Origin of the sequence: Bacillus sp. RB3, from assembly GCF_030164735.1 — a bacterium.
In the GTDB taxonomy this organism is placed as follows: domain Bacteria; phylum Bacillota; class Bacilli; order Bacillales; family Bacillaceae_G; genus Bacillus_A; species Bacillus_A cereus.
In genome coordinates this window covers 1-13344 of the sequence record NZ_JASNGE010000006.1, presented here as the reverse complement: position 1 = coordinate 13344, position 13344 = coordinate 1, and the positions used below count along the sequence as shown (strand labels likewise).

Sequence of the window (13344 nt, the reverse complement as noted above, 5' to 3'; positions counted from 1 at the left end):
ATCCTGCATTGATTGCCCATAAATGTCCGATTGATGAGGGCTAATTATAGTTTTACTTTGTTATTTTTGCAAGGAAAGACCATCAAAATATGTTCTATAGTTACTAGAGAATTCAAAGTTGTTTTTTGCATCCCAATTAATAGACCAAGACATTAGGCCGCGGAATGCAGGATAGCCACTCTGGTTAGAAAGTTTATACTTTCCTCCGAATGGAACTCCTTTAATGATATAATTTAAAGCTTTTTTCATTTCAGTTGGCGAAATGTATCCACCACTTGGAGCTGCCGCTGGTGCTGCTGGAAGCCCAATCATGACTTGATCTGAACGAAGAGCTGGGAAAATGTTATTTGCATTACCACCTACAGGAAAACCATGTAAGAGCATATCTGCCATAGCGACCTCGTAGTCTGCAGTACCTTGATTGTAGTTATTACCGTCCATTCCAATCCCGCTACCAGCGTTGTAGTGTTGAACGTGAATGTATGTTAGTTTATCTTTCACTCCGTAAATAATTGGTAAATATGCACCCCATATGCTTCCATATGCGCTATATCCGCCTTGAACATAAGCTGTTTCAGGGGCCATGCTTAATAGAAAATCTGGACCATAATGATCTGAGATTGTTCGAATAGCTGAAATAAGATTTACGATTTGAGGGGTAGTTGGGTTTTTGAAGTTAGTGTCATTTCCGTTTAAGTAAATACCTGATTCAAGGTCAATATCTATTCCGTCAAAACCGTATTTATCGATCAGAGATTGTATGGAATTAATAAAACGATCCTTAGCGGCATTGTCAGGAAGTAAAACGACCCCATTTTGTCCACCTATTGAAAGAACTACTTTCTTTCCTTTACTTTTTAAATAAGAAATATCTGATTTGAATTCTGCATCTGTACCATACACAGGAGAAAATTCAACAGTGGAACGATCACCACCAGTTTCACCAAAAGATACATTGATTACATCCCATTTTGGTGAAACGTCTTTTAATTTAATAATGCCAGTACCGTTATCAAAATTATGCCAGTATCCAACGAGTAATTTTGAACCTAAATTGTTTGCTGCTTGTGCTTGGAAAGGGGATAACGGTAGAAGTAAGAACATTACTAAAATACAACAAAAAAATTTGAACTTGTTTAACATATCAACACTCCTATACAAAAAGTTGTCTAGATGTATAATCTTGTTTATTTAATAATATCTGAAAATTCTTTCTTTTGTAAAGGGACTATAATTTTCTCAACAATTGTGTATGGGAAAGTATTAAACCTAATGTAATAATTTTTGAAGGAGGTTGAATTTTAATTGTTGAATTCAGAATATTTTGATATATTTTAAAGTATAGGACAAAATCTTTCGCACAGTACTCTTACATAAATTTCAAAATTTAGTTTGGAAGGGGATGTACAAGATTTGGATAAAAATCTAAAGAAAGACCTCAAAATACGCCACATTACAATGATTTCAATTGGCGGTGTAATAGGGGCTGGTTTGTTTGTTGGAAGTGGTGCAGTTGTACATTCGGCAGGACCAGGTTCTATCGTTTCATATGCATTAGCAGGACTTCTAGTCATTTTCGTCATGAGAATGCTAGGAGAAATGGCAGCTGTTAATCCGACAAGTGGTTCATTTGCAACGTATGCAAGAGAAGCGATTGGTCCTTGGGCGGGTTATACAATAGGCTGGTTATACTGGTTTTTTTGGGTAATTGTTATTGCAATAGAAGCCACAGCAGGTGCTGGTATTATCCAATATTGGATTCCACAAATACCGCTTTGGTTATTAAGTTTAATATTAACAATTTTATTAACGCTGACGAACGTTTTTTCGGTGAAATCATTTGGAGAGTTTGAATATTGGTTTTCTTTTATTAAAGTAATAAGTATTGTTTTGTTCCTTTGTCTAGGTCTTGCTGTTATTTTAGGATTTATTCCAGGAACAGAAGCACCCGGCACTTCGAATTTAATTGGACAAGGTGGATTTATGCCAAACGGTATAAGTTCGGTACTGCTTGGAATTACTGTCGTTATATTTTCATTTATGGGATCAGAAATTGTAGCGGTAGCCGCAGGTGAATCTGCAGAACCTGTAAAAGCAGTAAAAACAGCAACAAACAGTGTGATTTGGCGTATTCTTGTATTTTTTATTGGGTCTATAGCGGTAGTTGTTACGCTACTGCCATGGAATTCAGCAAACATATTAAAAAGTCCATTTGTAGCTGTATTGGAACATATAGGAATACCAGCTGCGGCACAAATTATGAATTTTATCGTTTTAACAGCTGTACTCTCTTGTTTAAATTCGGGTTTATATACAAACTCAAGAATGCTTTTTTCGATGGCAGAAAGAGGAGATGCTCCAAAGGCGTTTTTGAAATTGAACAGTAGTGGTGTTCCAGTTCGGGCCGTTTTATTTGGAACTTTCTTCGCTTATATTGGCGTTGTGTTTAGTTACATTTCTCCAGATAAAGTCTTTTTGTTTTTAGTGAATGCATCTGGCGGGATTGCGTTACTAGTTTATCTCGTTATTGCAGTTTCGCATTTAAAGATGCGTAAAAAAATGGGGAAAGTGGAACAACAAAATTTGAAAGTGAAAATGTGGCTTTTTCCGTATGTAACGTATGTTACAATTGTTGCTATTATAGCAGTTTTAGTTGCGATGTTCGCAATTGATACTTTACGTTCACAAGCACTTTTAACAATGTTTGTTACTGTTCTTATCATACTTTCTTATTTTATTTTTAATAGAAATAAAAATAGCACAGTTTTGAATCCTAAAAGTAAGAATGAGGAATCTGTTCGATTCTAATTTTCTAATTTTCTAATTTTCGAAGAGAGTTACACCCAGTCATTGCTATAAAAGAATCATATATAATCATAGAAACAAGTAATTACTATTGTCATAGTGGATATAAACTTTTTTCTTGACTTTTTATACGAAGGCGAGCAAAATGGTAAAAAAGGAAGGGGGGGATGATAATGGAAGAGTACGTATTAGAGCTGTATAACCTGTTATATACGACAGAATGGCAAGATATTGTTTCGTTTCTAGGAATCGTATTTTGCATGAAAATTGTAATTGTATATATGGAAGAGCAAGGTATGTTCTATTCCTTCTCATCCCCGTTCGATATGCAGCGCGAGCCGTTGCTAAACTATGCCAATGTGAATTACGAACAAATTCCTTTTGTTATTTTCTTTATGATTCGATTTATTACAGCAATTGTAAGGAAAAAGGAAAGTGACGATGAAGAGTGCCACTCAACTTGTAATATAGCGAATGTTTTTTAAGCTAAATACAAGGAGGAGATTTATATGTGGTTTCGATTTCTTATGATTGGTTTCTTTTCATTAACAGCAATTTCTTTAATGGGATATCAAGTGTCTGAAATTTTTCAAGCATATAGCGATACATTTTTTAACAAAAACTAATCGCGTTGCTATTTGAATAATAAAGCGATAAAATCCTTCTTAAGAAGTTTTATTAAGAAGGATTTTTTCTTTGTCTTATCTTGCTGTGTCAAACTATTGTCACATTTACACTGTGAATAGTATGTTAAAATAGTGAGGTTACGTATACATATTTGAAGGAAGAGGGAGTGACCATTTTGGTGGATCAATCAACAAATCAGAAAAGCTATGCTCCTATTGTGATAACGCTTTCTGTAATTGTAAATGCGATTATTTTATTTTTGTTCTTTGGACCTGTTGGCTATGAAGGAGAATTACATTTTGATGTAACAATTTTACCAATGTTAAATGCAATTTTTAATAGCTTTACGTTCGTATTCTTATTAGCAGCTCTATACTCTATTATTAAGAAGAATGTGAAAATGCACCGTGGTTTCATCCTGGCAGCATTTACAACGACGTTGCTATTTTGTGTTTCTTATTTATCTTATCATTACTTAGCGCCAGCAACACATTTTGGCGGAGAAGGATTCATTAAATATGTGTATTTCATCATTTTAATTACACATATTATCCTGGCGGCAATTATTGTACCGCTTGCATTGTTTGCACTTGTATTTGGTTTTACAAATCAATTAACACGTCATCGTAAAATTGTACGTTGGACGATGCCGATTTGGTTATATGTAAGTTTATCTGGTGTTATTGTTTACTTAATGATCTCACCGTATTACCAATAAAAAATCTCAGCCTGTAGGCTGGGATTTTTTTATTAAGCAAATATTTTTGTGAAATGAAAAAAATATGGTATACAAAAGTATAGTTGCTTTTCATATAGAAGGGATGGTAAAGGAATATGCAAAATTTTGTATTTCGTAATCCAACGAAACTTATTTTCGGTAAAGGTCAATTAGAGCAGTTAAAAACTGAAATTCCACAGTTCGGTAAAAAAGTTCTTCTCGTATACGGGGGAGGCAGCATTAAAAGAAACGGTATTTATGATAATGTAATTTCTATTTTAAAGGATATAAATGCAGAAGTATTTGAATTGACAGGTGTTGAACCGAATCCACGTGTATCAACTGTAAAGAAAGGGATTCAAATTTGTAAAGAAAATGGTGTTGAATTTATTTTAGCAGTTGGTGGAGGAAGTGTGATCGACTGTACGAAGGCAATTGCAGCTGGTAGTAAGTACGATGGAGATGTATGGGATATTGTAACGAAAAAAACATTTGCTAATGAGGCATTACCATTTGGTACTGTACTTACTCTTGCAGCAACAGGATCTGAAATGAATGCAGGCTCGGTAATTACAAACTGGGAAACGAATGAAAAGTATGGATGGGGTAGCCCAGTTACTTTCCCGCAGTTTTCAATTTTAGATCCAGTTCATACTACTTCTGTACCGAAAGATCAAACCATTTACGGTATGGTAGATATTATGTCGCACGTATTAGAACAATATTTCCATCATGGAACGAATACAGAACTACAAGATCGTTATTGTGAAGCTGTTTTAAAAACAGTAATTGAGACAGCACCTAAGCTTTTAAGTGATTTAGAAAATTATGAGCATAGAGAAACTATTTTATATTGTGGTACTATGGCGTTAAACGGCATTTTAGCGATGGGAGTAAAAGGAGATTGGGCGACTCATAATATTGAGCATGCAGTTTCTGCTGTTCATGATATACCACACGGGGGTGGCCTTGCGATTTTATTCCCGAACTGGATGAAACATGTTGTAGAGGAAAATGTAAGTCGTTTTAAACAGTTCGCTATTCGTGTATTTGATATAGAAACAGATGGCAAAACAGATAAAGAAGTGGCTTTAGAAGGAATTAAGGCACTGCGTCAATTTTGGACTTCAATTGAAGCGCCAGCAACATTAGCTGATTACGGTATTGGAGAAAATGAAATTGATATAATGGCTAATAAAGCGATGGCGTATGGTGAATTTGGTAACTTTAAAAAATTAAATAAAGATGATGTTTTAAGTATATATAAAGCTTCTTTATAAGTGAATTTAGAAAAGAAACCTATTTGATTGTTTAATCGAATAGGTTTCTTTTTGCTGTTTATAAATGTTTATGGGTGTTTTTGATTATTTTTGATTGTTTGTGGTTGATTTTTGTGACCGTTTTCATTATACTGTAATCAAAGAAGAGGTGAATAAAATGTTAACTCCTGAACGTCATCAAATGATATTGCAACTTGTAAAAGAACAAAAAGTTGTAAAATTACAGCAATTAGTTGAAAGAACAGAAAGCTCTGAGTCGACAATTCGCCGTGATTTAGCACAATTGGAAAAGCAAAGGTTATTAAAAAGAGTTCATGGTGGTGCCGCTGTTTTAACAGGAAAAGGGCAAGAACCAACGATGGTTGAAAAATCATCCAAAAACATTCAAATAAAACAACAAATTGCTAATTATGCGGCTAGCGTTATTGAACAAGGTGATTGTATTTATTTAGATGCAGGAAGTACAACATTTGAAATGATTCCATTTTTAATAAATAAAGATGTGACTGTCGTTACAAATGGACTTATGCATATTGAAGCTTTAGTTGAAAATAATATTCGTGCGTATTTACTAGGTGGAATGATGAAGAGTAGGACGAAAGCTTTAATCGGTGCTATGGCACAGGAAAGTATGCAGAAGTATCGTTTTGATAAATGTTTTTTAGGTGCAAATGGTGTACATGAACAGCTTGGCTTTACAACGCCAGATCCAGAAGAAGCGCTCTTAAAACAAATGGCATTAACATTAGCAAACGAAGGATATTTCTTAATTGATGAAAGTAAGTTTTCAGAAGTTGCATTTGCGAAAATTGCAAATGTTGAAGAAGCAAATATTATTACAAACCATTTAGAAATTGATTTAGAAAAATATAAAAGACAAACCAATGTAATTGAGGCTGATAAACAATGATCTATACAGTTACTTTAAACCCATCTATTGATTATGTAGTACAAGTTAATTCCTTTGATTTAGGCGCAGTCAATCGAGCAGAGAAAGATATGAAGTTTCCTGGAGGAAAAGGGATTAATGTTTCTCGCGTTCTCCATCGTTTAGGTGTGGAAAATATAGCACTTGGATTTACTGGTGGATTCACCGGTCAATTTATTAAAGGTGTATTACAGGCGGAAGGCGTAATGACAAACTTCATCCAAGTAGACGGAGATTCCCGAATTAATGTGAAAATAAAAGGGCAAGAAGAGACAGAATTAAATGGGCAAGGTCCTAATGTGACAAATGAGCAATTTGAACAATTAATGAAACAAATCGAAAGTATGAAGCAGGGAGATTGCGTTGTGCTAGCTGGAAGTGTACCTGCATCTATCCCAACTACCTTTTATGAATCAATCGCAGCGCTCGGAGCTGAAAAAGGTATTCGAGTAGTAGTCGATGCGAGTGGAAGTGCACTGCAGCATGTAATTAAAAATAAGCCATTTTTAATTAAGCCAAACCATCATGAACTTGGTGAGTTGTTTGGAGTGGAGCTTTCAACAGTAGAGGACGTTTTACCTTATGGAAGAAAATTAATTGAACAAGGTATAAAACACGTTATCGTATCGATGGCTGGAGAGGGAGCTTTATTATTTACGGCAGAAGGTATATATGAAGCGACTGTTCCAAAAGGTGTTGTAATTAATTCAGTTGGGGCCGGAGATTCTCTTGTTGCAGGGTTTGTAGGCAAATATGAACAGACAAAAGATATTGAAAAGGCATTTCAATACGGCGTTGCAACAGGGAGTGCAACAGCATTTTCAGCTGATTTATGTAAGAAGGAAAAAGTAGAAGAATTATTGTCGCAAGTAATTGTAGCTAAGCGATAGGGGGAAGCAACATATGAAAATTACAGAACTATTAAAAAGAGATACAGTCATTATGGATTTGACGGCTTCAAATAAAGAAGCTGTCATAGATGAATTAGTTGAGAAATTAAATGGGGCAAATCGTTTAAGTAGTAAAATGGAATTTAAAGAAGCTATTTTAAAGCGGGAGTCCCAAAGTACGACTGGAATAGGGGAAGGTATTGCAATACCTCATGCGAAGACAAAGGCTGTTAAACAACCATCGATTTGTTTTGGTAGAAGTGTAAGCGGTATCAATTATGAGTCGCTTGACGGACAGCCAGCACACTTATTCTTTATGATTGCTGCAAGTGAAGGAGCGAATAATACTCATTTAGAAACGTTGTCTCGTTTATCGACATTATTAATGGATGAAGGATTTCGCAAGCAACTATTAGAAGCAAAGGATGAAAGTGAGCTTCTTCAACTATTTGATGAAAAAGAGAATGAAAAAGAAGAAGAGATTGAAGTCGCAAAACCAGAAGTAAATGAACCGTACGTACTTGCTGTTACAGCTTGTCCAACTGGAATCGCTCACACATATATGGCAGCGGATAGCTTAAAAGCAAAAGCGACAGAGTTAGGAATAGCGATTAAAGTTGAAACAAACGGATCGACAGGTATTAAAAACGGTTTAACGAAAGAGGATATTGAACGTGCAACAGCTATTATTGTTGCGGCGGATAAACAAGTAGAAATGAATCGTTTTGCTGGTAAACATGTCATTCAAGTACCAGTCGCTGATGGGATTAGAAAAACGGAAACACTTCTTAATCGAGCTGTAAAGCAAGATGCACCAATCTTTAAAGATGTAAAAGAAGATGGAAAGGCAGAAAGTACGGAAAAAGAAAAAGGATTAGGAATTTATAAGCATTTAATGAATGGCGTAAGTAATATGCTTCCGTTCGTTGTTGGCGGCGGGATTTTAATAGCGCTAGCGTTTTCGTTTGGTGGTATAAAGGCGGAAGGTCCTTTAGCTGAATTGTTCATGTCAATTGGTGGAGGAAAAACAGGTGCGTTTTTATTCCTTGTACCAATTTTAGCTGGATTTATTGCAAGTTCTATTGCTGATCGTCCTGGTTTTATGCCTGGTGTTGTAGGTGGATTTTTAGCGGCGAATGCGAATGCTGGCTTTTTAGGTGGATTAATTGCTGGTTTCTTAGCTGGATATGTTGTTTTAGGGTTGAAAAGATTATTTTCAGGACTACCAGTACAATTAGAAGGAATTAAACCTGTTTTGTTATATCCAGTCTTTGGATTATTGATTACAGGAGTTGTAATGCAAAAAGCAGTGATTCCGCCTGTAGTAGCATTAAATGAAATGTTGACAGGGTGGTTAAATGGTTTAAACGGTACGAATGCTATATTACTAGGTCTTATTTTAGGTGGTATGATGGCAATTGATATGGGTGGTCCAATTAATAAAGCGGCGTTTACGTTTGGTATTGCTGCAATAGAAGCACAGAATTTTGGAGTGCACTCAGCAGTTATGGCTGGTGGTATGGTACCGCCACTTGCGATTGCATTTGCAACTACATTCTTTAAATCAAAGTTTACAGAAGCGGAACGTAAATCTGGTTTAACAAATTATATTATGGGAGCATCGTTCATTACAGAAGGTGCGATTCCGTTTGCAGCTGCAGATCCGGTTCGAGTAATCGTAAGTTGTGTTGTTGGTTCAAGTATTGCAGGTGCGTTATCTATGTTATTCCAAATTACATTACCAGCACCGCATGGTGGATTATTTGTAATAGCGTTAGTAAATAAACCGTTACTATATATTTTCTCTATATTAATTGGAACGATTGTCTCGGCTATTATGCTAGGTGTTTGGAAAAAGAAAGTTCAATAACAAATGAAAAGAGAGCAGCTTTTAGTAGCTGCTCTCTTTTTATTACAAAAAAATAGGTTAACAATTAAATATTGATGTTTTTTGGTAAAAGATGTAACGAATTGTGAATTTTTTGTAACAAAAAAGTAACACTGTAATTTTTTCTGGAAAAAAGTTCTTGTGCTCGTATATGAAAAATATATGAAAACCACTGGAGATTGTATGAGAAATACATTTTATTAATATGGAAATTTATGTTACAACTCGTTAATCGTATATTACGAATGCTTTGTAATTGTGTGATTTCTAAAAATTCTAAAAATCTGTTGCTATAATGAAAATACGAAAACAAAGCAAATGGAGGCTATTCATGAAAAAATTATTAGGTATAGCAACAGCAGCAGTTTTTGGTCTTGGGATTTTTGCGGGTTCTGCTAAAGCGGAAACAATTGTAACAACAGACGTATTAAATGTTAGAGAAAACCCAAATGTAGAGTCAAAGCTTGTAGGTAAAGTGTTAAGTGGGAATACACTAGATGTTATAAATACAGAAAATGGATGGACAAAAATTAAGTTGAACGGTAAGGAAGCGTTTGTAAGTGCCGATTTTACAAAGAGCACATATTATGTAACGGCGGGCGTATTAAATGTTCGTGCTGGAGCGAATACTGATTCTGAAATTTTAGGTAAACTTAATAAAAATGATGTGATTGAAACGACGAATCAAGTTCAAAATGAATGGTTACAATTCGACTACAATGGAAAAGTTGGATATGTTCACGTGCCATTTTTAACAGGAACAGCCCCTGTAATCGAAAAGAAAGAGGTTGTAGCTCAAGAAGAAGCGCCAGCTAGAACAAATACGCCGGTTAAAAATAATACAGTAGTTAAGAATAAAGAGTCTGTTAAGAGTAACGATTCTATTAAGAATGTAGAATCAAGTAAACCTGTGGTAAAAGAAAAACCGGCTGCAAAACCAGTTGCAAAATCTACTGAAACAAGTGCGCCTACTGGTGGTCGTGAAATTACAGTAGAAGCGACGGCATATACAGCAGATCCGAGTGAGAATGGTTCGTATGGTGGTCGTGTATTAACTGCAATGGGGCATGATTTAACAGCAAATCCAAATATGAAAGTAATTGCTGTTGATCCGAAAGTAATTCCGCTTGGATCAAAAGTATGGGTAGAAGGATATGGAGAAGCGATTGCTGGAGACACTGGTGGTGCGATTAAAGGAAATCGTATTGATGTATTAGTCGGTTCAGATGGTAGTGCTAATAGCTGGGGGCGCAAATCTGTAAAAGTGAAAGTTATACAATAGGTTATCGATATTAATATAAAAAGCGGTTGCTTGAAATTATGTAAGCAGCCGCTTTTTATGGATTATTGAAATGGATAAATAGTTTTACCTGTAATAATTTTATATGCACTGCAAAATTGCGTTTGTATATATTCTGTATTTTTATTTTCTGGATGTAATGTTGTTTCATGGAGGGTAGAATGAAAAGCCCGTAGTAAACAATTTAGGGCGAAGTATAATTCCTCTTGTGAACAATTTTGTTCTTTTATAGAAGTAGCTAAAATGAGGTCTTTTGTCAAAGATGAAAAATTGATGGTGGATTGTTTCATAGTTAACTCATCCTCTCGAAACTATTTTTATCATGTATATGCAGAATTGGCCAAACTATGTTCTTTTTTCTGTATAATTTCATGTACCGAAATGAAAGAACTTGCAATCATGCCGTTAAAATTGGTAAGATTGGGTATAATCAATAGATGGAGTATATTACATAAAGAGAGTTGAATGATATGGGAGAAGTGCAACGTGAAAAAGTTGCTGTCATCATTGGACCAACTGCTGTTGGAAAGACGAATTTAAGTATCAATCTTGCCAAAGCGTTGAACGGTGAAATTATTAGTGGTGATTCCATGCAGATCTATCGAACGATGGATATTGGAACTGCAAAGGTAACAAAAGCAGAGATGGACGGAATTCCACATTATATGATCGATATAAAAAATCCGGAAGATTCATTTTCTGTCGCGGAATTTCAAGAACGTGTTCGCAAGCATATTCGAGAAATTACAGAACGTGGTAAATTACCAATTATAGTTGGTGGGACCGGTCTTTATATACAATCTGTTTTATTCGATTATCAGTTTACAGATGATGCTGGTGATGTGATATACCGAGAGCAAATGGAAAAGTTAGCTTTAGAACGCGGTGTGGAATATGTACATAAAAAATTGCAAGAAGTAGATCCAGAAATTGCGGAGCGTATTCACGCAAATAATGTACGACGTGTCATTCGGGCGTTAGAAATTTTCCACACGTCGGGTGAAAAAATGAGTGAACAAATTGAGAAACAAGAAAAAGAGTTACTCTATGATGTTTCATTAATTGGCTTGACAATGGATCGAGAAATGCTATACGATCGCATTAACTTACGAGTGGATTTGATGATGGAACAAGGCCTATTAGAGGAAGTAGAAGGGCTGTATAATAGAGGGATACGAGATTGTCAATCTATTCAAGCGATTGGATATAAAGAAATCTATGATTATTTTGAGAATCGAGTTTCTTTAGAAGATGCGGTATCACAATTAAAGACGAATTCGCGTCGTTATGCAAAGCGTCAATTAACGTGGTTCCGTAATAAAATGGATGTCACGTGGTTTGATGTTACAAACGGTGAAAAAACGTCAGAAATTTTACGATACATAGAAGGAAAGTTACAAGTAAAGTCGAATAATAGTAAGTAGAGAAAAAGAGGAGGATTCGACATGAAGCAATCAATCAATATTCAAGATCAGTTTTTAAATCAACTCCGTAAAGAAAATACGTTTGTTACGCTGTACTTATTAAATGGTTTCCAGCTTCGTGGATTAATTAAAGGATTTGATAATTTTACAGTCCTGCTGGAAACAGAAGGTAAGCAACAGCTTATTTATAAACATGCAATTTCTACATTTGTACCACAAAAAAATGTTTCAATTGAATTAGAATAGTAATGAATTATTGTACATAACAAAAAAGAGCGAGTTTCCTCGCTCTTTTTTTATTTGTCATAAACAATATATAGTGAAATTTAAGCGATTCTAAATACAGTAAGGCGGATGTTAGTATTTCCTGTTGCAGGGATCGTAATCTCATTAAGTGTAGATTGGACAGAGATTCTTGCACCAGCTGCTAATGTTTCTATTGTAGTAAATGAAAGTGAGTCGCCTATTAAATTTGAAGAGAAATTATCAGTTGCGACTGCTCCATTAATTGAAATTCCTACTCCGAGTGGAGCGCATCCTGGCGCAGTTGTAGAAATGGATACGCTAATTACATAAATACCACCGTTAATAACAGTAACTGTATCTGTGCCGTTGAAGATAATATTGTTTACGTTAATTGCAGTACTAAAAATAAAATTATTAAATTGCAGTACTGTTTGCTGAATATTGTTTGTTACAACAATTGTTGCTATAGGGAAGCTAGGTCCAGTAGGCCCAGTAGGCCCAGTAGGTCCGGTAGGTCCACCAGAAGGTCCAGTAGGTCCAGTAACTCCTATGCCAGTAGCGCCCGTGTTACCTTGAGGTCCCTGAGGTCCAGTAGCGCCAGTAGCACCTGTGTTACCTTGAGCACCTTGAGGTCCAGTAGCGCCTGTGTTACCTTGAACACCTTGAGGTCCAGTAGCACCAGTAGCACCTGTGTTACCTTGAACACCTTGAGGTCCAGTAGCACCTGTGTTACCTTGAGCGCCTTGAGGTCCAGTAGCGCCAGTAGCACCTGTGTTACCTTGAACACCTTGAGGTCCAGTGGCACCAGTAGCACCTGTGTTACCTTGAACACCTTGAGGTCCAGTAGCACCAGTAGCACCTGTGTTACCTTGAGCGCCTTGAGGTCCAGTAGCACCAGTAGCACCTGTGTTACCTTGAGGTCCCTGAGGTCCAGTAGGTCCAGGAGGCCCGCCAGAAGGTCCAGTAGGTCCGGTAACTCCTATACCAGTAGCACCCGTGTTACCTTGAGGCCCAGTGGCACCGGTAGCGCCAGTAGCGCCCGTGTTACCTTGAGGCCCAGTGGCACCGGTAGCGCCAGTAGCGCCCGTGTTACCTCGAGGCCCAGTGGCACCGGTAGCGCCAGTAGCGCCCGTGTTACCTTGAGCACCTTGAGGTCCAGTAGCGCCGGTAGCACCTGTGTTACCTTGAACACCTTGAGGTCCAGTGGCACCAGTAGCACCTGTGTTACCTTGAACACC

The 13344-nt window shown here is 36.4% G+C and carries 13 protein-coding genes; 10 read left to right on the top strand and 3 right to left on the bottom strand.

Features of this window, described 5'->3' with window-relative positions:
• Nucleotides 1–60: 60 nt before the first annotated feature.
• A complete protein-coding gene (locus QO049_RS10415; protein ID WP_000932440.1) occupies nucleotides 61–1143 on the bottom strand; it encodes a chitinase in 1083 nt (360 codons plus the stop codon).
• 270 nt (nucleotides 1144–1413) lie between these two features.
• On the opposite strand from QO049_RS10415, the gene gabP reads away from it, so the two are divergent.
• From gabP to entD, 8 genes are all read left to right on the top strand, one after another.
• Nucleotides 1414–2808: a GABA permease gene (gene gabP, locus QO049_RS10410; protein ID WP_246960972.1), complete on the top strand. Its 1395-nt coding sequence runs from the start codon at nucleotides 1414–1416 to the stop codon at nucleotides 2806–2808.
• A gap of 164 nt (nucleotides 2809–2972) precedes the next feature.
• The gene (locus QO049_RS10405) at nucleotides 2973–3290 is read left to right on the top strand and encodes a hypothetical protein (RefSeq protein ID WP_103595474.1); all 318 of its coding nucleotides are present in this window, start codon (nucleotides 2973–2975) and stop codon (nucleotides 3288–3290) included.
• 317 nt (nucleotides 3291–3607) lie between these two features.
• Entirely contained in the window at nucleotides 3608–4150 is a 543-nt protein-coding gene (locus tag QO049_RS10400) for a DUF420 domain-containing protein (RefSeq protein ID WP_000228314.1), read from the top strand.
• A 116-nt stretch (nucleotides 4151–4266) separates the two neighbouring features.
• Nucleotides 4267–5430: an iron-containing alcohol dehydrogenase gene (locus QO049_RS10395; RefSeq protein WP_001179092.1), complete on the top strand. Its 1164-nt coding sequence runs from the start codon at nucleotides 4267–4269 to the stop codon at nucleotides 5428–5430.
• Nucleotides 5431–5587: 157 nt separating this feature from the next.
• Nucleotides 5588–6340, top strand: a complete 753-nt coding sequence (locus tag QO049_RS10390) for a DeoR/GlpR family DNA-binding transcription regulator (protein WP_000957286.1) — start codon at nucleotides 5588–5590, stop codon at nucleotides 6338–6340.
• Entirely contained in the window at nucleotides 6337–7248 is a 912-nt protein-coding gene (pfkB, locus tag QO049_RS10385) for a 1-phosphofructokinase (protein ID WP_000640830.1), read from the top strand. The genes QO049_RS10390 and pfkB overlap by 4 nt, the downstream gene beginning before the upstream one ends.
• 13 nt (nucleotides 7249–7261) lie before the next feature.
• Nucleotides 7262–9118 carry a PTS fructose transporter subunit IIABC gene (locus tag QO049_RS10380; protein ID WP_246960970.1) on the top strand — a complete coding sequence of 619 codons (1857 nt, stop codon included), beginning with the start codon at nucleotides 7262–7264 and terminating at the stop codon, nucleotides 9116–9118.
• 349 nt (nucleotides 9119–9467) lie between these two features.
• Nucleotides 9468–10418, top strand: coding sequence for a cell wall-binding protein EntD (entD, locus tag QO049_RS10375; protein ID WP_000734613.1), 951 nt, complete (start codon nucleotides 9468–9470; stop codon nucleotides 10416–10418).
• Nucleotides 10419–10480: 62 nt separating this feature from the next.
• Here entD and QO049_RS10370 read toward each other — a convergent pair whose 3' ends face one another.
• Nucleotides 10481–10726 (bottom strand): hypothetical protein, encoded by a 246-nt coding sequence (locus tag QO049_RS10370; RefSeq protein ID WP_000814426.1) that lies wholly within the window; start codon nucleotides 10724–10726, stop codon nucleotides 10481–10483.
• 180 nt (nucleotides 10727–10906) lie between these two features.
• Here QO049_RS10370 and miaA point away from each other — a divergent pair, with 180 nt between their 5' ends.
• On the top strand, nucleotides 10907–11860 hold the full coding sequence (gene miaA / locus QO049_RS10365) for a tRNA (adenosine(37)-N6)-dimethylallyltransferase MiaA (protein ID WP_246960967.1): 954 nt from the start codon (nucleotides 10907–10909) through the stop codon (nucleotides 11858–11860).
• Nucleotides 11861–11881: 21 nt separating this feature from the next.
• Nucleotides 11882–12106 (top strand): RNA chaperone Hfq, encoded by a 225-nt coding sequence (gene hfq / locus QO049_RS10360; RefSeq protein WP_000813896.1) that lies wholly within the window; start codon nucleotides 11882–11884, stop codon nucleotides 12104–12106.
• Between the two features lie 80 nt (nucleotides 12107–12186).
• Here the strand turns inward: hfq and QO049_RS10355 are convergent.
• A partial coding sequence (locus QO049_RS10355) for a Gly-Xaa-Xaa repeat protein (RefSeq protein ID WP_284489269.1) occupies nucleotides 12187–13344 on the bottom strand: 1158 nt, incomplete at its 5' end.

Excerpts from the sequence above, each read along its gene's own strand:
- entD (WP_000734613.1), top strand. The coding sequence starts at position 9,468 with ATGAAAAAATTATTAGGTATAGCAACAGCAGCAGTTTTTGGTCTTGGG.
- pfkB (WP_000640830.1), top strand. The coding sequence starts at position 6,337 with ATGATCTATACAGTTACTTTAAACCCATCTATTGATTATGTAGTACAA.
- QO049_RS10395 (WP_001179092.1), top strand. The coding sequence starts at position 4,267 with ATGCAAAATTTTGTATTTCGTAATCCAACGAAACTTATTTTCGGTAAA.
- QO049_RS10370 (WP_000814426.1), bottom strand. The coding sequence starts at position 10,726 with ATGAAACAATCCACCATCAATTTTTCATCTTTGACAAAAGACCTCATT.
- QO049_RS10380 (WP_246960970.1), top strand. The coding sequence starts at position 7,262 with ATGAAAATTACAGAACTATTAAAAAGAGATACAGTCATTATGGATTTG.
- QO049_RS10405 (WP_103595474.1), top strand. The coding sequence starts at position 2,973 with ATGATAATGGAAGAGTACGTATTAGAGCTGTATAACCTGTTATATACG.
- hfq (WP_000813896.1), top strand. The coding sequence starts at position 11,882 with ATGAAGCAATCAATCAATATTCAAGATCAGTTTTTAAATCAACTCCGT.
- QO049_RS10390 (WP_000957286.1), top strand. The coding sequence starts at position 5,588 with ATGTTAACTCCTGAACGTCATCAAATGATATTGCAACTTGTAAAAGAA.
- miaA (WP_246960967.1), top strand. The coding sequence starts at position 10,907 with ATGGGAGAAGTGCAACGTGAAAAAGTTGCTGTCATCATTGGACCAACT.
- QO049_RS10415 (WP_000932440.1), bottom strand. The coding sequence starts at position 1,143 with ATGTTAAACAAGTTCAAATTTTTTTGTTGTATTTTAGTAATGTTCTTA.